Source organism: Cellulophaga geojensis KL-A (genome assembly GCF_000568425.1).
Taxonomy (GTDB): Bacteria; Bacteroidota; Bacteroidia; order Flavobacteriales; family Flavobacteriaceae; genus Cellulophaga; species Cellulophaga lytica.
On record NZ_ARZX01000012.1, the window covers coordinates 82,425 to 103,877 of the forward strand.

Sequence of the window (21,453 nt, forward strand, 5' to 3'; positions counted from 1 at the left end):
TTGTACTTTACCATTTAGTCTATGTATTGTTTTTCTACAAAATAGTTTACCAAAGCTTCTTTCATTAAAACACTTTGTTCGCCTGCTTTTAATGTTGGCAACTCTTCTTTTATTTTATAATGTGGCCATCCGTCTTCATCAAACATTTCAAACTCATAATAACCATAAGGCTCTAGTAACCTACATATGGCAATATGCATTAAATTTATTTTTTCGTCTTTTTTATATTTAGCGTGTGGTTTACCTAATTCTTGTATGCCTACCAAGTATATAATTGCATCTAGCTCTAGCGTATCACCATCTGCAAATTGTGCTGATAGTTTTTCTACTAAAACATCCCATCTCTCTTTTAATTCGGTATCTCTTGACATTGTTATAGTTGCAAAATTTATGTTGTTTTATTCTGTTTTTTAATAAGATGTAAAGGTACAAATCAATATCCTATATTTGTAAAAACACTTGAGAATGAATTTTTTAGACATTATACTTGGCATACTACTAATTTGGGGACTTTACAAAGGCATTAAAAACGGACTTTTAATAGAGATAGCCTCCCTAGTAGCTTTAGTTGCTGGTATTTATACCGCCATACACTTCTCTTATATTATTGGCAATTACCTAACTGAAAAATGGCAATGGGACCAAAGCACTATACATATTGCATCTTCTATATTAACATTTATTGTTGTTGTACTTATTATTAATTTGGTTGGCAAATTACTTACCAAAGTAGCTAAAGCTGTTATGCTAGGCACTTTAAATAGAATTGCTGGCGGACTATTTGGTGCGTTAAAGGTTGCCGTGATTATTGGAGCATTACTTTTGTTTTTAGACCAAGCCAACAACAAACTACAAATTGTAAAACAAGAAACTATAAAAAGTTCTGCTCTTTACACACCTATAAAAACTATAGGCGAGCTAGTTTTTACTTTTGTTATGGAAGAAACACAAACACAAGAACACCCTACAGAAACCCTTTAAAAACTACTTTTTTAAGCATAAAAAAGCGCCTAAGTAAAACTTAGACGCTCTAAGCTTTGTTGGTTATAATTAATTTTTAGTGTAGGTATATGTTACCTCAGCTTCAACCAATTGGTTATTTATATCTCTTATATTTAACAGACTTTCTATAGAAAAAGCTGTTTCATCTTCATTTAAATTTATTTGCGAACTAAAAATTGTACACGCACTAGAAAAATTTAAAACGCTACCCGTAAATTGCCAAGTTCCTAAAATATCACTCTTTTGCTCACAATCTGCAGCTGTTAAACCTTGTTTAAACGTAAAACTTCTGTCTGCCATAAAACTGTATATAGCATCATTTTGGCAATCTGTACTTTGTACAAAAATGTCTTTTATAGGGTTATCTTCTTCATCATCTGTTAAATCTACCGCCACACTAGATTCTACCGCCGTTAATACCCAAGTACCTTGTAACACGCTTTCTACCGCTGTTAATTCTCCTGTATAATCTTCTGCGCAAACAAGATCATCATCTGAAGAACAATTCAAGAATAAAACACCAAGTAAACCAATACAAGCTAATTTAAATTTCATAATTCTAATTTTATAATTGTTATATACTAATTAGAACCAAAAATTTAAAAAAGGTTGCGTAGAAGTTGTATTTATTTTACAACCTCTACCCAACGTCCTTTTGTACGTACCAGGTAATCATTATCATACATAGCTTCTGCTTGCACACCAGGTAAATAATATGTTCCTAGGTATGATGCATTTAGTAAAACTCTAAAGCTTTTAGTTTCATTTTCTCTTAAGTCAAAATAAAAATTAGCTCTATCATCTCTTAAATCTGTATAGGTTACATTGTTTTCTGCAAAGCTTCCAAAATCTGTAAAACGTGTGTTTACAATTTCCCATCCACTAGGAAAAATTTCTGTTAACGCTACATCTTCAATTTTACTATTGGTAGTATTTTTAAGTACAACCTCAGCAACAAAATCTGTTCCTTGTTGTATTTGTGATGCATCTATAACATTTCCATTTCTAGACTTATACACTACATTAACACTAAGGTTATTTTGCACTGTTTTTTCTTGCCCAACAGGTAACTTACCACTATTAACTAAGGTTACATAAAGTGTATTACCTTCATTATTTTTAATTTCTACAGAATTGCTTCCTTTTTTAATAGAAAGCGCTCTGTTAGCTAATGTTTTACTAGTGCTAACATTATCTCTTTTACCATTAACTTTTAGCGTAGCTTTAATGCCTTTACCACCAACCATATCTGCAAACTTAGCCATTGCTAATAAGCTATATGCTGTACTTTGTGTACTCATATACTTATCACTATTTAAAGCTTCTGCAATTTCTTTTGCCAACTGCTGAGACGCTTTTTTGTTCTCCATTATAGACATAGTTTCTAATGCCATAGCTTTGTTACGCTCTGTAGACCCATAAGTGCCATAATTATGTTTACTATTTGTAAAATCTAACGTTGCACTGTTCATTAACTTAGCTGCTACAGATTTTTGACCAATAAGGGCATAAGCAGCTGCTAGTCTTAATTTAGATTGGTTAGACAAGTCTTTTGTTTCTTGTAACCTGTTCATAGACGCAACATCTGCACTACCAGCTAATGCCAAAGTGTATAAACGGTATGCTTGCGGCAACAGTGTATATCTACCACTGGTTCTATACTGCTTTGCTATATTTTTTTGATATGTAATCCATTTAGATTTAAACCCTATTGGCAACACATATCCTCTTTTTTCTGCTTCTAACATAAAGTGTCCTGCATAGGTTGTTCCCCAGTCATTAGCATTACTTTGACCTGGCCAATATGATAAACCTCCGTTTGATTTTTGGAAACCTGCTAAACGGTTTATAGCCATTTCTACATTTTTCTGTACTTTTTCTTTTTTAGACTTAGGCATATCAAAAATATCTGCTAAAAATAACTGTGGAAAAGCACCAGATGTAGTCTGCTCTACACAACCGTGTGGGTAACGAATTAAATACTGCATTCTACCATTAAAATTCATTGGAGGTAATGTAGATAGCTCTACAGATGCAGTATTAGTACCGTCTACACCAAAGGTTTCTAAACTAATGGTTTTACTACTATTAGCGTTTAATACATAGCTTGTAGCCTCTGCTGTTACTGGATTTGGATTTACCACATCTATTGGAATTTCAAAAGATGCTTTTTCTCCGTTACCTGACGCCTCTACAACTACTTTACCAATACCCTTAAAGTCTGAAACCTTAAGAACAAAATACGCCATTTTTTCATCTGGAGTAGTAAACTTTAACGACTTGCTATTGCCTGCTTCTATAGTAAAGGCTTTATTTTCTTTAATTTTTACTGTTACGTTTTTAACCTTTTTCTCCATAGCAAAAACAGTAACTGGTAATATTACAGATTCTCCTGGAGTTATTTTACGTGGTAATGATGCTAAAATCATTAGCGGTTTACGTACAGGGGTTGTTTTTTCTTGGCTACCATAGGCTTCTTTTTCTGAGTCTGCTGCAACAACCATAGTTCTAACAGAACCTACATATTTTGGTATTTTTATTTTGTGCGCTTTAGTTTGTCCTTTTTCTAACTTAAAAGGGCCTAAATGCACCACCATAGGCTCAAACCTATTTGCTTTTTTGTTTTTAGCCCCAGCAAGTTCATCATCACCACCAATAGCAAATACCTGATTTATTCTACCGCCAAAGGCACCAATAACATCATCATAAATATCCCAAGTTTTTACTCCTAATGCCTCATTTGCATAAAAAGTTCCCCAAGGGTTAGGTGTTTTAAACCTTGTTAAATCTAACAAACCTTCATCTACAATAGCAATAGTATACGTCATTGCTTTGCCGTCTTTTTCGCTTATTTTAACATTAATTGTTTCTTCTGGCCTAAGCACATCTGGCATTTCAATTTCTGGCTCTAATTTTGTTTCTTTATTTTCTACAGAGATTGGAATTACACCATACATACGTATTGGCAAATCGTTTTGTGTAGAAGCGTGTGGTTGCAATAAAGAAATATGAATAAACACGTTAGGTGTAAACTCTTTTGTCATTGGTATTGTAAACTTAGTTTCTCCTTTTTGGGCTTCTACCCAAAGAGACTCTAAAACCTCATTACCATTTTCTACGGTAACCAATGCTCTTCCATTTTCTGAGCTAGGAAATGTAAAGGTTGCTGTTTCACCAACATTGTATTTTTCTTTATCCGATGAAAATAATAGCATTGTAGCCGCAGACGGATCGTTCTTTTTAGACTTACCTGCCCAACCTGGCCAATCTATATAAACCGCTTTACCGGTTGCGTGTCCGCCATTCTCATCTTCTACTCTAACTAAATACCTTCCCCAATCTGGATATTTCAATTCAAATTCAAAATTTCCTTTTCCTTTAGAGTTTGTGCTAATTGTAGTTTCAAAAATCTTATTTCTGTAACCGCTATTGCCATAGTGCGTTAGGTTATCTTCAGAAGTCTCCCACCACCAGCGCCATTGTATTTTATATATGGCTACTTTTAAGTTTTTAGTTGCTTTTGGCTTTCCGTTTTCGTCTACAGAAACCACTTCAAAATTATGCTTTATGTCTGTTAACAACATCCCTTTAGACTTATCGCCTTTTGGCACATTAAGACCTATATAGGTTTGGTAAGGAGAGTATTCTTTAGTAAAAACATCTGTACTAAAATCTCCTCCGTTTTCATAAACTTTAGTTACAAAAGATGCTTTTAACATTCCTGGAGGGTTACTCTCTAATTGTGGATTTATAGCGAAATTAGCTTTACCCTCTGCATCTATTTTACCATTATAAACCATTTGTTCTTCTGCAGAAAAACCTCTACTTGGATCATCAAAAATATAGCCTGGGTAATTTTTAAATTTTGTTTCTACCGCATTAAATTTAGCAGCTATATCTGTATTTAAATTTTTTGCAATTGCACCGTGCAACCACTTAACTTCCATTGTTCCTTTTATTGGTTTTCCTCCTTTTAAGATGCCCTCTCCAAAATCGTTTTTAATTTTTAACCTATTTGGTTTAATGGTTTCAATTTTAATGGTTTTTGTGAACTGCGCACCTCCTACAGATACTTTTGCCAACCAGTCTCCTGTCATAGCATCTTCATCTGTCTGTATAGGAAAACTATAAAAATTATTTACACCTACAGTTTTTACCTCTCTATGAACCACATCATTATATGGGTCTAATAATTCTAATTTTACAGGATGATTTGCTGGTAATTTATTTGCATTATCATTTAAAACAAAAGACAAGTGCAACATATCTCCTGGACGCCAAACACCACGTTCTCCAAAAATATACCCTTTAATTCCTTTTTGTAATTTAACACCATTTACTTTAAACTTACTTACAGATAATGCGTTACCGTCATTAAGTTTAACGTAAGTTTTTTGCCCCTTAAACTCTGCTACTGCAAAAAATGCTAAGTGGTCTGCATCAAAAAAAGAAACTCCTTCTGCACTTGTTGTTACAGTACCTAATGCTTGTTGCTGGTAATTGTAAAAAGTAACTTTGGCACCTACTATTGGCTTGGCTGTTATTAGGTCTGATGTTGCAACAAAATAGCTGTTATTAATTCCTTTTTTTACAGTAACACCTATATCTGTGGCCAAAACATTAATTCCTACTTTTTTATTTACATAGTATGATGTGTGACAAGGATTTTCTCTTTCACTCCAGCTATAATCATTGTTGTAGTAACTTTCAGAATTATCCCAATAGCTACTTTCAGTTTCTTCATCAAAATCATCATTGTCTTCCTCTTCATCAAAAGGACTAAAGTTTGTGCCATCACTACAAGTATATAAACTGTATTGCGGCTTAAATGAAAACTCTACTCTGTAAATAGCTCCTTTTTCTGGTGTTATTAATTTTGTTAAGTCTAAAGCATGTGCTTGCCATTTACCACTATTTACCGTAAGCTCATCTATTAATTCTAGTTTTTTACTTGCAATTGGCCTTGCAACTCTACGTAATTGGTTGTTACCACCTAACTCTGTTACTTGTAAAAACTGAAGTACATTGTTTTCATAAATACGAAATACCTTAACATCTACAGCTTTTAAGTTTACGGCCTCAAAATTTACTTTTAAGTTGGTAGATGATGGCAAAATAACACCGTTAGACAACGCTCTAACCTGTGGTTTAATTTGCTCAAAAGCTATACGCTCTGTATATTTTTTCTTAAGTTTTACACCGTCTCCTCGTTGTATACCATCAAAAACCTCTAACAATAAGGATCCTGTGTGGTTTTGTGACGGGTATAGGTATAATGTATTTCCTTTAATAGAGAATTTAGGGTTTGCATCATTCTCTAAAACTACTAACCCTTTTAAATTTTGACCTTTTTTTAATGGGTCTGAAAAATTAATTTTTACAACCGGACTACTTGTTTGTCTTACATCTACGTTTAATATTGAAAAGTTGTTTTTACCAGGAATCACAACATCAATTTTACCCTTTGTGTCAATATCAAAAGAATTACCATCATAAGCCAATTCTAACTTTTCATCTTCTTTGTACCTTTTAATACTATCTAACTTAAACTGAAACTGAGTTCCATTTTTAGGGTTGTTATTATATTTAAAAGCTAACTTTGTACCTTTATAAGTAGCAGTGGTTAGTTTTTTTACGGTTTCTAGAGTTAAAACGTCTGCAGACCTTAATTGCAAATCTATATATTGATATTCTTTTGAGTATGCCTGCATAGGACTTAACGTTACACTAAACTCTTGCTTTATTGTATTAACAGAAAAAGCAAACTCTTCTAAATCACTAGGAATATCTTTATAAATTTCTTTTAAGTTTACTAAAAAGGTATACTCAGTATTCTGCTTTAAAGCTTTTGACGGAGTAAAAACTATAGTATTTTCATTTATAGCTTTTATTTTTCCTGATGCACTAGGAGAAACATCTAAAATACTTGAGCTTAAATCTTTACCATTTGTCCAATCATTTACAGGCTTACTTAAAACAATTTGCACTGGTGCTTTTGTAGAAATAATACCTTGTGTATACTCAGACACATACTCTGCATATTTTGCTGCGGACTCTGCATCTACAGTTGTGACCTTTTTTTTACACCCAAAAAAAAGGGCTAAACATAAAACAAAAAAGATAGACTTGGTTTTCATAAAAAATTAGTTTTGGTAAAAGTACTATTTAAAATACATAGAATACTCCCTGTAAACTGGGTATTATCCTGTTAAAAATAAATTATTTAACAACAACGTATTTATTTATCCTTTTGTTGCGACTTTTTATTTATCTTAACCATAAATTAAACCAACTTAACCATTAAACCTCTTTTACACTAACCATGTTAAAAAAGTTAACTTACGTATTACTATTCCTTATAACCTCTATTGTTTTTAGCTGCTCTAAAGATAATTTAGAAGATGAAATTAACTTAATGAGCAATGCAGAACTAGAAAACAACTTGTTCATACAAGTTAATTCTCATAGAGAATCTTTAGGTTTACAGCCATTAAAAACAAGTACTATTGCTAAAAAATATGCTACATCACATAGCGAGTATATGGCTAACACAAAAGATTTAAGCCATGCTAATTTTGAGGAAAGGGCAAAAGCCATAGCCAATGAAACCGGAGCCAATTACATAGCAGAAAACATTGCTAGTAGTTACACATCTGCTCAAGAAACATTGCAAAGTTGGCTACAAAGTGAAGGACATAAAGCCAATTTAGAAGGAGATTACACCCACACAGGTATTAGTGTTATGCACAAACAAAACGGCGATTATTATTATACCCAACTTTTTTACAAGTAAAAATACCATTGGTAACTACAATTAACTTTTAATAATGCACTTAATCTAAAAAAAAACATTTCACCGTTTTTAATTCGTCATACATAGTATTTAACACTAACACAAGCACTTATACTTATACCTTTACAACAACTATATTTTTTAAATGAAAATTGATTGTTATGTGTAAGATGAAAATTCCCCTAATTTCTCTTTTGCTTATTTTTTTTATAAGCTGTAATAAAACTGATGGTGTAGATGAACTTTATGAAGAAGTTGCAGCAACTCAAATGGAGGCTGAACTAATTACTTTAATTAACAACCACAGAACCAATATTGGCTTAGAAAAATTACAAATAAGTAATAATGCTTACAGGTACGCTAAAGAGCACAATATTTATATGATAAAAATTAATGCTATTAATCATGATAATTTTATAGAAAGAGCAGAAAATTTATCTTCTGAAACTAATGCAACTTTAGTAGCAGAAAATGTAGCAAACCAATACAGTAACGCCCAACAAATACTAAACGCTTGGCTAAATAGTCCTAACCATAAAGATAATATAGAAACCAATTATGAGTATACAGGAATTTGTATACTTACAAACACCAACGGTGAACACTACGTTACCCAAATCTTATACAAGTAACACGCGGTTAAACTATTTTCTTTTCTTAAATTTGATAAGCATTGTTGCTAACAAAAGAAAAGATATATGGCTATAAAAGCACCCTTTAATTTAAACAAATGGATCTCTGAAAATAGAGATACTTTAAAGCCACCTGTAGGTAATAAAAACTTATATAAAGATGCAGGTGATTATATAGTTATGGTTGTAGCAGGCCCAAACGCCAGAAAAGACTACCACTATAATGAAACCGAAGAACTTTTTTACCAACTAGAAGGTACTATAGAAGTACACATACAAGAAGACGGTAAAAAGAAAACTATGCAACTAGGCCCTGGAGATATGTACCTGCACCCCGCAAAAGTACCACATTCTCCTGTACGCCACAAAGACTCTATTGGCTTAGTTATAGAACGCAAAAGAAACAACCTTGGTGTAGATGATGGTTTACTTTGGTATTGTGACAATTGTAACCATAAACTATATGAAGCTTATTTTACCTTAAACGATATTGAAAAAGACTTTCTAAGTCATTTTAAAATATTTTATGGTTCTAAAGAACACCGTACTTGCAACAACTGCGGCACTGTAATGCCTGTAGATAGTAGGTATACGGCAGATGAAGATTAGCTACCAAAGCATAAAAATTCCTAAAACAAACCAATACCTAGTTTTGTTAAACAAAGAACATTTATTTGTAACTTTGTGTGAAACGTAACAATTTTTAATATAAAAGTTATAAAAATGTCAGAAATAGCAGCATCTTTTGGAATAGAAAGCGCCTTAAAAGAATTGGGCCTTAAAGATATTAATGAAGGAACTTCTACCGGTTCTAATAATTTCTCTAACGGAGACATTATAGAAAGTTATTCACCAGTAGACGGCAAACTTATTGGTAAAGTAAAAACTACCACAAAAGAAGATTACAATATTGTAATGCAAACTGCTACTAGTGCTTTTAAAACCTGGAGGACAATGCCAGCTCCACAACGTGGAGAAATTGTACGTCAGTTTGGAGAAAAATTAAGAGAAAAAAAAGAAGCGCTTGGTAAACTTGTATCTTATGAAATGGGAAAAAGCTACCAAGAAGGTTTAGGTGAAGTTCAAGAAATGATAGATATATGCGACTTTGCTGTTGGATTATCTAGACAACTACACGGACTAACAATGCACTCTGAGCGTCCAGGACATAGAATGTATGAGCAATACCACCCACTTGGCGTAGTTGGTATTATATCTGCATTTAATTTTCCTGTTGCTGTGTGGGCTTGGAATACTGCTTTAGCTTGGATTTGCGGAGATGTATGCGTTTGGAAACCTAGCGAAAAAACACCTATGTGCGGCGTAGCATGCCAAAACATTGCTGCAGAAGTTTTTGCTGCTAATAACTTGCCAGAAGGTATTTGCAACTTAATAAATGGCGATTATAAGGTTGGTGAAATGATGACTAAAGACACCCGTATTCCTCTAGTTTCTGCCACAGGATCTACAAGAATGGGTAAAATTGTTGCTAAAGAGGTTGCTGGGCGTTTGGGTAAATCTTTGTTAGAATTAGGCGGTAACAACGCCATTATTGTTACACCAGATGCAGATATAAAAATGACTGTTATTGGCGCTGTATTTGGTGCTGTTGGTACTGCTGGCCAACGTTGCACATCTACACGTAGGTTAATTATACATGACTCTATTTATGATAAGGTAAAAGATGCCGTTATTAGTGCATACAATCAGCTGCGTATTGGTAATCCTTTAGATGAAAATAACCACGTTGGACCAATTATAGATAAAGATGCAGTAAAAATGTATCAAGATGCTTTAGACAAAGTTGTTAAAGAAGGTGGCAACATTGTAGTAGAAGGCGGTGTTTTAGAAGGAGAAGATTATGAAAGTGGTTGCTATGTTAAACCAGCAATTGCAGAGGCTAAAAACTCTTTTGAAATTGTACAACATGAAACGTTTGCTCCTATTTTATACTTATTAAAATATTCTGGTGGTGTAGAAAATGCCCTAGAAATGCAAAACGGTGTTGCACAAGGCTTGTCTTCTGCAATTATGACTAATAATTTACGAGAAGCAGAACACTTTTTATCTGTTCAAGGATCTGACTGTGGTATTGCTAATGTAAACATTGGTACCTCTGGTGCAGAAATAGGTGGTGCTTTTGGTGGCGAAAAAGAAACTGGAGGAGGACGAGAGTCTGGTTCAGATGCTTGGAAAGTATATATGAGAAGACAAACAAATACTATTAACTATACTACAGAATTACCACTGGCACAAGGAATTAAATTTAACTTGTAACTAGTTTAATACAACATACAAAGCCGCTGCATACAATTGTATACAGCGGCTTTTTTTTGTAATCACTAAATAAACTTAGCTAACTAACTAATATTATAATGAAAAAAACCCAAATTCAATGCCGCACTTTGCGGGAGAACAGGGTTTTTTTCCTACTATGATACCATAAAAGTAATATTAATATTTCTGCGTTTTGCATAGAATTATATATTTACAAGCAAACAATGTATATTTGGTAGGTTTTAGTACATAACTGGTAAGTTAAACTGCAAAAAGTAAAAAATTCATTAAAAAAAGTTTAAGAATGCGTATTTCTTTAACATTTTTAACATTTTAAATAATTTTTTTTTACATTGTAGCGTAAACACAAAAAAACCAGACCATTATGACAAAAAAACTAATGTATCTACTCGGAATTATTATCACAATTCTGGTAGGAACTTACTTTTTTATTACGTGCTGTACATGTTGCGGATTTGCAACTACAGATTCAAATACTGTAACAGACACAAATGAAGAAGTTCAAACCCCAATTGAACCAAAAGCAACCGCTTATCCTTTTTCTTTAAAAGGAAATGGTTTTGAATTTGACAGCAATGACAATTTTAACTTTAAAAGCTCAGAATTTGCATACCAAGAGCCATTATCTGAAAATGTAAATAAAGGTGTAGTTGCAATACAACAGTACATAGATAAAGATCCTAAAAACGCAGTTACCATTACAGGCTACTACACGGCTGAAGAAGAGAACAAGTCTGCTTACCCAAACTTAGGTATAGCCAGGGCAAATACCATTAAAAATTATGTAGTTGCAAGCGGCGTACCCTCTTCTAAATTAAATATTTCCGGACAATTAATGAATTCTATGGTACCTAAAGATAGTATTTATATTGGTCCAGTTGCCTATGACGCTGTTATAGCAGAAGACAACACAGCACAAATGGATGCTCTTTACTTAAAAATTAAATCCAATCCATTAGTTCTTCATTTTAAAACAGGACAGGCAGCCATAAATTTAACTGCAGAACAGAGACAAAAAATAGCAGATATATCTACATATTTAGATAAAGTAGAAGGAGCAATGTGCAATGTAGTTGGCCATACTGATAATACAGGAGACCGAACAACAAATATTGGCCTTGGACTTAAAAGAGCAGAATTTGCTAAAGAATACCTAACAAACAACGGCATTTCTCCTTCTAAAATAAACACATCTTCTAAAGGCCCTGATGAGCCTATAGCAACCAATGACACAGAAGAAGGTAAAGCTCAAAATAGAAGAACAGTAATAACATTAAAATAAACACACAAACTATCTTAAATATGGAAAACACAAACATCTGGTGCTGGATTATACCTGCTTTAGTAGGCATAATTTGTGCAATTCTTGGCTATCTGTTAGGCAAAGGCAATAAAGAGATTATAGACAACTCTGAAGACTTACAGTTATGGAAAGACAAAAACAGTAAGCTAACAACAGACAAAGACCAACTTACCGCTAAAAATACACAATTACAGGCAGATTTAGATACTTGTAGAGCTAAAGCCAAAGAAGCTGCCAAAGCAGTTGTTACACCACCTGTAGCTGCAATGGCACCAACTCCAACACAAGATGCCGGCATTGCTTTTGATGCTGCTGCAGCAAAAGCTGTTTTTGGTAAAAAAGTAAAACAAGACGATTTAAAACTAGTAGAAGGAATTGGACCTAAAATTGAAGGTCTTTTTCATACGTTTGATATTAAAACTTGGAAAGCATTATCTGAAGCTACAGTAGCTAAGTGCCAAGAAGTTTTAAACTCTGGTGGAGAACGTTATAGAATACATGACCCATCTTCATGGCCAATGCAAGCAAAAATGTGCTATGAAGGCAAATGGGCCGATTTGCAAAAATGGCAAAGTGAGCACAAACACGGTAAACTATAACAACATCAACAACCAAGCAAAAAACCCCAATTCCTTATAAGAATTGGGGTTTTGTTTTATGTATAAAACGGTATTAAAGCATACCATTTGCCTGTACCCATTTAAAGTGGTATTGGTCTTCATCAATTTTCATACGGTCTGATATACGTTGTAATCTAGATGGTAATTTAGTTAAATAATCTCTTGCTTTTTCTGCAGAATCATTTAAACCTCTTAAATTTTCAATATCCCAATAACCGTTAAGCTTGCTAAGAATTTCTATATAATCCTGAGCTGTATATACTCCTAACCTTTGTGCACAATTACTAAAAGTTTCAAAAGCAGTACCTATGCTACCGCCAGACTCGCGCAAAAAGTGTGCTGGCATAACAATTTTACGCTTCATCATATCTGCAAAAGCTAAAATCATTCCGTTAGGGTCTTGATCCATAATTACTTTAACAAACTCTCTGTATGCTAAGTGATGACGCATTTCATCACCAGCAATAATATTACACATTTTACCTAGTAAAGTATTTCCTTTTTTCTTAGCCATTTGCCCAACTCTTTTATGAGATATGTTGGTAGCCAATTCTTGAAAAGAAGTATAAACAAAGTTTTTATACGGATCTCTATCCGTTCCAATATCAAAACCATCTGCAATTAAATGCTGCGTAGTAATTTCAACCTCTCGCATATTCACTCTACCAGATAAGTATAAATATTTGTTTAACACATCTCCGTGTCTGTTTTCTTCTGCTGTCCAGTTTCTAACCCATTTAGCCCATCCATTTTCAGGACCATCATGTTGGTCTACACCTTCTACATCCATTAACCAAGACTCATAGGTTGGTAATGCCTCTTCAGTAATAGTGTCTGCCACTAAAGTAACCCAAAAATCATATCCTAATTCTTTGGCCTCTTCTCTAATTTGCTCTACCTCATTAAAAAAGTTATCGCTCTGAGAGTCTGGTAAAAAATCTGTTGGCTGCCATATTTTTTCAATAGGAACTAAGTAGCTGTCTATAAAACCTTCTACTTTGTCCTCAATGGCTTTCATTACCTCTAATCTTATGTTGTGTGCAGACATATAATACTAGTTATTTTTAACAAAGGTCGACAATAATTTTTAATTCCTTCCTTTTTCTGTAGGATAAAAAGTTGTAACAGGGTCGCTTTGCCACACCTCTTTTGTATCTACATTTAACATAGATAAAGGTCCTTTAAAAGCAGCACCTGTATCTATATTATAAACATTTGCAGCATTTTGCGGCACTGTTTTTCCTATGCGTGTAACAGGTGTGTGCCCTATATATATTTCGTTATATTTTAATAAGCGGGGCGGGTATTTTTTATCTTCCTTTGCTAAGGCACGATCTACTGCTAAGGCAAGCTCCCACAATGTTCTATCCCAATAAAAAGTTTTTTCAAAATACTCAAAATCTACACCCTTTAAATTGGTAAAACCTGCATGTAAAAAAAGCCTGTTTTCTTCATCTAAATAATAGTTTTCTAGATTTTCTAAAAAAGCTATATGTTCTTTTTTTGTAGCATTATCAATACCTAAGTAAGAGGTTTGTGTAGCTTGCCCGCCGTGTAAAACCCAAGTATCATTATGCTCATCTGTTTTTAACCAATTAAGACAAAGCTCATCATGATTACCTCTAATAAAAGTACAGTTATGCGTTTTATTTAACGCTATTAAATAATTAATTGTTTCTACGGCATCACTCCACCCATCTACATAATCACCTAAAAAGATAAGATGATCGTTTGTAGTTACAGCTGCTTTTTGCAACAACTGTTCTAATGCTTTTAAGCCTGAGTGTATGTCTCCTATTACTAATTTTCTCATTGAGCAAATAATATAAATAATGCAATTACTAGCACTATAAAAAGTATTAAAAAGAATATTTTCCAGAATGAATATGGTCTGGTACCACTTATTTTTCCTGTTTGTCCGTTTACATAAAACCTATACTCTTTACCATTGTAATTGTATGCACTAATATAAATTGGCAATAAAATATGCTTAAAAGTTTCATCTTTTAGTTTGATATCTGTTGAAGATATTTGCTGTGTATCTCCACCAATATCACTTCGTATCCAATTGTGTGCAATTTGTTTGGCCTTAGCAAAAGATTGATGATGCCCTTCTTTTAAAGAAATGGTATACTTTTCTGTTACAAAACCTGCTAAAAAACTAGAGTTGTACGGTTTTAATTCTTTCAGATTCCAAAAAGCAACTTTTGATGGTACTTCTCTCTGTTTTTTTTCTGACGCATTAATTAAAATATCATCTACAAAGCCATTAACAGTACCAGATGCTGGGTACCATCTTGTTCTACGCTCTTGCCTTGTGCTTGTTCCGTTTTTGGTTTTATATGTTTTGGTAACATAATAATACTCTCCTCTTTTGCCTATATAATCTGCAGTCATATTAGCATCAAAAGTCCAATGTGGCATATACAACCCACGAATACCTTCTGGATCTAGCGCCGCTTTTTTTAGCTTATTAGGCGCAAACCAAATACCATTAACCCAGTTTTTAAAAATGCTTCTTGCTTTTTTTGTATCTATTTGAAAAGGCACTACAGCACTTGGCAAAATCCAACCTTCCTTTTCTATGTCTTCTGTAATTAAGGGCTCACTACAATACACACAGTGTAAGGACTTGTAGTTTTCTTCTATATGCTGATTTGCTCCACAGTTTTTGCAATGCAACAACTCTATAGTTTCTGTATAAGCATTGTCTCCAACAGCTTTTAAGTAATGCTCTAGTTCTAGCTCTTCAAAACTACTTTTAGCTTGTTCTATAAACTCTTCATACCCACAATACCCACAGCTTAATTGCTGTGAGCCGGGTTTGTATTTTAACTCTGCACCACAATTGGCACAAGATTTCTTTTGTTCAGATTGTTTTAATTCTTCCATAAAAATTACCACTAACTAAAGGGTAAAACTTTTTTTAGGTTGATGAAGATTAGAGTATTATACTGTTGGTAAAGGTGGTGGTGTGTTACCGCCTAAAAACACTTTTAATTCTTCTACGTTTTGCAAAGCAGACCAATTTGCCATTCCTTGTTTCCAAACTAATGAATCTTTATTAATAGTTCTGTTTGCAAAAAGCTCTTTTAGCTTATCAAAAGTAACAGGACCCATTTGTTGACCATTTGCAGCATAAAAATACTGTACTTGTGTTGGCATTGGCGGAGGCACGGCCGCTCCTTGTGGCTGTACTGCTGGCTGTTGTTGCATCATTTGCGGATTCATCATTCCGCCCATTTGTTGCGCCATAACAAAGCCCATTCCCATTCCCATACCAGCACCTGCTGTACCACCATCATTTTTGGCAGCTGCTTCAATTGCTTTTGCTGTTTTAAATTGGGTTAATTTATTTAAATCTAACTTATCTAACCTACTGTACTCAAAAATTTCTTTTTTAAGCTCTTCTGGCATAGACACATTTTCTATGTAGAATTTCTCTAATTCTATACCAATACGACTAAACTCTGGCTTCATTACCTCTTGGCAAGTGTCAGACAATTCTGTTGTATTAGCTGCATATAGTTCTATTGGCAAATTAGCCTCACCAACAGTATCTGTAAAACGTGTAACTATTAAACTTTTAAGGTGTTCATTAACTTCATAGTTTGTAAAATTACCATCTGTACCTACAACATCTACTACAAATTTACCTGCTTCTTCTATTCTAAAACTATACGTACCAAATGCTCTAATTTCTGTTAACCCAAAGCGTTCATCACTAAGCATAATTGGGTTTTTAGTACCCCATTTTTCATCTGTAAATAAGCGTGTGTTTACAAAATAAACCTCTGCTTTAAACGGACTATTAAAACCATATTTCCAACCTTTTAAAGTGGTTAAAATTGGTAAGTTTTGAGTGTTTAAAGTATATGTCCCTGGATTAAAAACATCTGCTAGTTGCCCTTCGTTTACAAATACTGCAACTTGCCCTTCTCTAACAATTAGTTTTGCGTTATTTTTAATTTCGTTTTGGTAACGCTCAAAACGGTGTACAATAGTATCGTCAGTATTATCTAACCATTCTATTATATCTATAAATTCGTGACTTAATTTCTTTTTAATTTCATCAAATATTCCCATTGTGGTAGTGTTTTAATTTTACTGAAAAAAGATAGTGTTTTTAAGGCTATCATCAAACTAAAAAACTTTAAAAAGCTATTAAATTTATGTTCTTAACTAGGCAAGTTTAATTGTACTTTACTTTTCTTAAAATTCTAAAAGCCTCTTTTAAAGACATATACACATTTTTATTGTGTTTTTTTATTAATGGTTTTGCTCTTTCCATTTGTAAAAATGCATCAGGAAAATCATTTAAAAAACAAATTAAATAAATGTCTGGCAACTGTAGCAAATCTGCTTCTTCTTGTTTTGTTAGCTGTTGTTGCTTTTCTAACTTATCTACTAAAGTATTGGTTGCATTAAAAATATGATGCAATGATTTTTTATTGTATTGTGGCGGATTAAATATTAAAGTACTTTGTATAAAATACTTTCCGTTATCATTAAAATTTAAAATTACTTTTTCAAACGGATAATACTTTTGTTGCTTACCCAAACCCAATTGCACATACTCTGTAGTGGTAAAAGAATCGTCATTAAAGGCTATTGTTATTTCATCTAAATTAGAATAAAACAGTTTTACTTGCTCGTTAATTAATTCTATATCTACCCTGGAATAGAATGTTTGGTCTTTTATTTTTTTTTGATTTCCGGCCCAACAAACCACAAACTGTTCTTTAAAAACTTTATAATTACTTGTTAGGTCTTTATGACGGTTGTTTATAAAGTCTATAACACCATCTAAAGTAAGTTCTATGTTATTTTTGGCGTGTTTCTCTATAGTTGCAACTGCTGCAGAATTAATATCTTTTAGTTCTACATTATATGCTTTTGGCAAGCTTATACTACCCTCTCTAAAAAATACAGAGCCACCGTAATATTTCCAAATATTTTTACGCAGTGCACATACTTTACCATTAGATTTTATGGTTACTAGCCCCACCACTTTACCTTCTGGAAGCTGAGGAAACGGTATGTTTTCATAAGAAATTAAAGGAGGATTATCTAAATACGCATTTACTAAATTTTGTATTTTACTATCATCAAAAAAATCTACACCAACTATTGTGTTATCTTCATCTTCTACGCCAATTACAATAAATGAATTGTTGTGAGGATTACTATTTGCTAAAGCGCATACGTGCTTTAAAAATTTTGCTTTGCCTTCTTTTTGACCAATATCTATAAAGCGCTTTTTGTCATAAAAACTATTCTCGTCATTATGAGCCAGAAGGTTTTTAACTAAAAGTCGCTTATTAATCATTTTAAAAGTGCTGCGTTACAAAAAAATCAGTTTTTATTTACAATTGTACTACTTGCTTGTGCTGTACTCATTACCACCAAATCTGCAATATTTACATGGTATGGCCTGGTTACAACAAAATGTATTATATCTGCAATATCTTCGGGTTGTAATGGTTTAAAGCCATGGTAAACTTTTGCCGCTTTTTCTGTATTTCCCTTAAACCTTACTTCACTAAATTCGGTTTCTACCATTCCTGGATTTACAGCACCAATTTTAATATTATACGGATTTAAATCTATACGCATTCCTTGATTTATGGCATCTACGGCGTGCTTACTAGCACAATACACGTTGCCTTTTGGGTATACCTCTTTACCAGCTGTAGAACCAATATTTATAATGTGCCCAGACTTTTTAGCTATCATATTAGGAATTACAGCTTTAGAAACATATAACAACCCTTTAACATTAATATCTAGCATTGCGTCCCAGTCCTCTAAACTTCCATCTTGTATAGGCTCTAAACCGTGTGCGTTACCTGCATTATTAATAAGAATATCAATATCTTTAAAATTGTTTGGCAAACTCTCTATTTGTGCTAAAACAGTTGTTTTGTTGCGTACATCAAAAGTTAAAGTGTGCACAGCAACCTCTTTCTCTAACTCCCTTTTAAGCGTATCTAAACGCTCTTGTCTGCGTCCGCATAGCACTAAGTTTATATTATTTTGAGCAAATAATTTGGCCGTTGCCATACCAATACCACTTGTAGCGCCAGTAATTAATGCAATTTTATTTTTATTCATTTTTTGTATAATTTTTTAAGGAACAGGATGCCCCTGACTAGCTTTTAACAACACAAACCAATCTTCTAATTCTAACTTAATATCTAAAGCGTTAACAGATGCCGCTATACGCTCTGGTGTTGCTGTCCCAACTACAGGATGTACGTTAGCAGGGTGTTTTAAAACCCAAGCCAACAACAACTGATCTTCGGTTGCATTGTATTTTTTAGTAAGTTGATTTAAACTATCCTTAATACGTTTAGTTTGCTCATTTGTCTCCTTAAAATAAGACCCTAAAGAACTCCAAGCCATTGCCATTCTTTTATTTGTAATACAGTCATCTAAAGTACCGTCATACATAACAGTGTTTTGGGTTAATGAAAACTCTACCTGATTACCAGCAACAGGAACCACAGTCTCAATCATTTGTATTTGCGAAGGTGTAAAATTAGAGACTCCAAAATCTATTATTTTACCCTGGCTTTTAAGCTGATAAATAGCCTCTGATATTTCTAAAGGATGCATTAATGGACTTGGCCTATGAAGCAATAAAAAATCTATATAATCTGTTTTTAAATTTTTTAAAGATTGATGAACCGACTCAATAATATATTCCTTGTTGTATTGGTAATGTCCAATTTTAGCCTCTCTAGCATCACAAACATATTGTATACCACATTTGGTAATAAGCTGTAAATTTTCTCTAGAAACTCCGCTGTTTGCAAATGCAGCACCAAACATAGCCTCATTTGTATAGCCACCGTAAATATCTGCGTGGTCAAAAGTTGTTATACCAACATTTAAACAATGGTGTATTAGCTTATCTATTTCTGCTGTAGATAAGTTTTTCCCCCAGCTTCCCCAGGTCATTGTACCAGCTATAATTCTCGAGTAATTTTGCGTTATCTTCATAATAGTTGTAAAAGTAAAAAATAAAATCTCCAACAAATAACAATAAGAAATGAATTATAGCAAGAAGTATTTTATTATCGTCCTTTTATATTTTAGAGTTTTTTCTTAACTTCATTAAGTTGATTGTTTTAACAAACGACTTAATTATGAAAAACCTCATACTTATACTTTTCTTTTTAAACTCTTACAATTGTTTTTCTCAACAAGACAATTCTAAAATTATGCAAGAAATTAAACAAACTACAGAGTACAAAGAATGGCATTCCTCGTTACTAGCCTATACCCTTTTTAACTATAAAAAATTTAACCTTACAACATCAAAAGCTTTAAATAAAAGTAGTTATTATTATATTCTAAATGAATTAGGAGATAACAAGGCTGAAAAGAGCGATGCTTTTAGAAAAAAACTAGCTACTTACGACTTAAATTTATCTCCAGATGAAGTTTCTAGTATATTTATAAAACCGATTACTCTTGAAGCTAAAGAAAAAATGAACTAATTTTTTGTCCGGTTTTAAAAACTTTTTTCAACTTTTTAAGTACATTCAAAAAATCCTTCTTTTAACTGCTATCATCTGGTTTTCATAACACTATGTGAAAATTAAAAATATTTTCCTTAAATAGTTCATAATAATAGTAGCGTTATACAACATTTAACCTATTATTAACAGCAGAACCGTAAATAAATTAAGATTTTGCATCTTATTAAATACTTTTATATTTTGCAGAACAATTTTAATGGCTTATGGAAGAAAATACTACAGTAGATATTAGTGCGGTTAACGAGAAAATTGCTCAAGAAAGTGCTTTTATAGATCTACTAATGCTAGAGATGAACAAAGTAATTGTGGGTCAGAAGCATATGGTAGAACGCCTACTAATTGGATTACTAGGACGAGGACACATATTATTAGAGGGTGTGCCAGGACTAGCTAAAACATTAGCAATTAACACTTTATCTAAAGCAGTCCGCGGTGACTTTAGCAGAATACAGTTTACACCAGATTTATTGCCTGCAGATGTTGTAGGTACAATGATATACAATATTAAAGAGAACGATTTCTCTATTAAAAAAGGACCAATATTTGCAAACTTTGTTTTGGCAGATGAGATTAACAGAGCCCCTGCAAAAGTTCAGTCGGCTTTGTTAGAAGCAATGCAAGAAAAACAAGTTACTATTGGTGATGAAACTTTTGTTTTAGAAAAACCTTTTTTAGTAATGGCTACACAAAACCCTGTTGAGCAAGAAGGTACGTACCCACTGCCAGAGGCACAAGTAGACCGTTTTATGTTAAAAACAGTAATTGACTATCCTAAAATTAATGAGGAGCAGTTAATTATGCGTCAAAACTTAAAAGGTTCTTATGATGAGGTTAAACCTGTGGTTACTGTACAGCAAATATTAAATGCACAAAAAGCTGTAAAGGAAGTATATATGGATGAAAAGATTGAAAAATATATCTTAGACATCATATTTGCCACACGTTACCCAGAAAAATACAATCTAGAAAATTTAAAACCACTTATAAGTTTTGGAGCATCTCCTCGTGGTAGTATAAACTTAGCTACAGCAGCTAAATGTTATGCTTTTATTAAACGTAGAGGGTATGTTATTCCTGAAGATGTTAGAGCCATTGTACATGATGTGTTAAGACATAGAATTGGAATAACTTATGAGGCTGAAGCAGAAAACATTACTTCTGAAGAAATAATTAACAAGATTGTAAACGAAGTAGAAGTGCCTTAAATCAGTCGTCAGTTATATGTCGTGGTTCTGTTTTTATACAAACAAAAACTACA

19 protein-coding genes are annotated in these 21,453 nt (G+C 33.1%); 9 read left to right on the top strand and 10 right to left on the bottom strand.

From position 1 onward, the window contains the following. Positions 1–14: 14 nt before the first annotated feature. The gene (locus KLA_RS10335; RefSeq protein ID WP_013620696.1) at positions 15–371 is read right to left on the bottom strand and encodes a hypothetical protein; all 357 of its coding nucleotides are present in this window, start codon (positions 369–371) and stop codon (positions 15–17) included. Between the two features lie 94 nt (positions 372–465). Between KLA_RS10335 and KLA_RS10340 the strand changes: the two genes are divergently transcribed. Then, positions 466–981: a CvpA family protein gene (locus KLA_RS10340; protein ID WP_034645654.1), complete on the top strand. Its 516-nt coding sequence runs from the start codon at positions 466–468 to the stop codon at positions 979–981. Positions 982–1,050: 69 nt separating this feature from the next. On the opposite strand, the gene KLA_RS10345 is transcribed toward KLA_RS10340, so the two are convergent. Continuing rightward, positions 1,051–1,557 carry a DUF5004 domain-containing protein gene (locus KLA_RS10345; protein ID WP_034645657.1) on the bottom strand — a complete coding sequence of 169 codons (507 nt, stop codon included), beginning with the start codon at positions 1,555–1,557 and terminating at the stop codon, positions 1,051–1,053. A 71-nt stretch (positions 1,558–1,628) separates the two neighbouring features. Beyond that, on the bottom strand, positions 1,629–7,139 hold the full coding sequence (locus tag KLA_RS10350) for an alpha-2-macroglobulin family protein (protein ID WP_034645661.1): 5,511 nt from the start codon (positions 7,137–7,139) through the stop codon (positions 1,629–1,631). A gap of 185 nt (positions 7,140–7,324) precedes the next feature. On the opposite strand from KLA_RS10350, the gene KLA_RS10355 reads away from it, so the two are divergent. From KLA_RS10355 to KLA_RS10380, 6 genes are all read left to right on the top strand, one after another. Next, on the top strand, positions 7,325–7,795 hold the full coding sequence (locus tag KLA_RS10355) for a CAP domain-containing protein (protein WP_034645663.1): 471 nt from the start codon (positions 7,325–7,327) through the stop codon (positions 7,793–7,795). A 170-nt stretch (positions 7,796–7,965) separates the two neighbouring features. Further along, positions 7,966–8,427: a CAP domain-containing protein gene (locus tag KLA_RS10360; protein ID WP_051456088.1), complete on the top strand. Its 462-nt coding sequence runs from the start codon at positions 7,966–7,968 to the stop codon at positions 8,425–8,427. A gap of 66 nt (positions 8,428–8,493) precedes the next feature. After that, entirely contained in the window at positions 8,494–9,036 is a 543-nt protein-coding gene (locus KLA_RS10365; RefSeq protein ID WP_013620703.1) for a 3-hydroxyanthranilate 3,4-dioxygenase, read from the top strand. A 114-nt stretch (positions 9,037–9,150) separates the two neighbouring features. After that, complete coding sequence (locus tag KLA_RS10370; RefSeq protein ID WP_034645666.1) at positions 9,151–10,704, top strand: aldehyde dehydrogenase family protein; 1,554 nt, start codon at positions 9,151–9,153, stop codon at positions 10,702–10,704. 385 nt (positions 10,705–11,089) lie between these two features. Continuing rightward, a complete protein-coding gene (locus KLA_RS10375) occupies positions 11,090–12,007 on the top strand; it encodes an OmpA family protein (RefSeq protein WP_013620705.1) in 918 nt (305 codons plus the stop codon). A 20-nt stretch (positions 12,008–12,027) separates the two neighbouring features. Next, positions 12,028–12,627 (top strand): hypothetical protein, encoded by a 600-nt coding sequence (locus KLA_RS10380; protein ID WP_013620706.1) that lies wholly within the window; start codon positions 12,028–12,030, stop codon positions 12,625–12,627. A 73-nt stretch (positions 12,628–12,700) separates the two neighbouring features. On the opposite strand, the gene KLA_RS10385 is transcribed toward KLA_RS10380, so the two are convergent. From KLA_RS10385 to KLA_RS10415, 7 genes are all read right to left on the bottom strand, one after another. Then, positions 12,701–13,696, bottom strand: a complete 996-nt coding sequence (locus tag KLA_RS10385) for an acyl-ACP desaturase (protein ID WP_013620707.1) — start codon at positions 13,694–13,696, stop codon at positions 12,701–12,703. Positions 13,697–13,735: 39 nt separating this feature from the next. After that, on the bottom strand, positions 13,736–14,461 hold the full coding sequence (locus KLA_RS10390) for a metallophosphoesterase family protein (protein ID WP_013620708.1): 726 nt from the start codon (positions 14,459–14,461) through the stop codon (positions 13,736–13,738). After that, positions 14,458–15,540: a hypothetical protein gene (locus tag KLA_RS10395; RefSeq protein ID WP_013620709.1), complete on the bottom strand. Its 1,083-nt coding sequence runs from the start codon at positions 15,538–15,540 to the stop codon at positions 14,458–14,460. Before KLA_RS10395 ends, KLA_RS10390 begins: the two co-directional genes overlap by 4 nt. 57 nt (positions 15,541–15,597) lie before the next feature. Next, positions 15,598–16,734: an SPFH domain-containing protein gene (locus tag KLA_RS10400; RefSeq protein ID WP_034645670.1), complete on the bottom strand. Its 1,137-nt coding sequence runs from the start codon at positions 16,732–16,734 to the stop codon at positions 15,598–15,600. 106 nt (positions 16,735–16,840) lie between these two features. Further along, a complete protein-coding gene (locus tag KLA_RS10405; protein ID WP_034645674.1) occupies positions 16,841–17,977 on the bottom strand; it encodes an ATP-binding protein in 1,137 nt (378 codons plus the stop codon). A gap of 26 nt (positions 17,978–18,003) precedes the next feature. After that, on the bottom strand, positions 18,004–18,762 hold the full coding sequence (locus KLA_RS10410) for an SDR family NAD(P)-dependent oxidoreductase (RefSeq protein WP_034645678.1): 759 nt from the start codon (positions 18,760–18,762) through the stop codon (positions 18,004–18,006). Positions 18,763–18,777: 15 nt separating this feature from the next. Further along, entirely contained in the window at positions 18,778–19,653 is an 876-nt protein-coding gene (locus tag KLA_RS10415) for an aldo/keto reductase family oxidoreductase (RefSeq protein ID WP_013620713.1), read from the bottom strand. Positions 19,654–19,799: 146 nt separating this feature from the next. Here KLA_RS10415 and KLA_RS10420 point away from each other — a divergent pair, with 146 nt between their 5' ends. Both KLA_RS10420 and KLA_RS10425 read left to right on the top strand, forming a co-directional pair. After that, a complete protein-coding gene (locus KLA_RS10420) occupies positions 19,800–20,153 on the top strand; it encodes a hypothetical protein (RefSeq protein WP_034645680.1) in 354 nt (117 codons plus the stop codon). A gap of 245 nt (positions 20,154–20,398) precedes the next feature. After that, positions 20,399–21,400, top strand: a complete 1,002-nt coding sequence (locus tag KLA_RS10425; protein ID WP_013620715.1) for an AAA family ATPase — start codon at positions 20,399–20,401, stop codon at positions 21,398–21,400. Positions 21,401–21,453 lie beyond the last annotated feature (53 nt).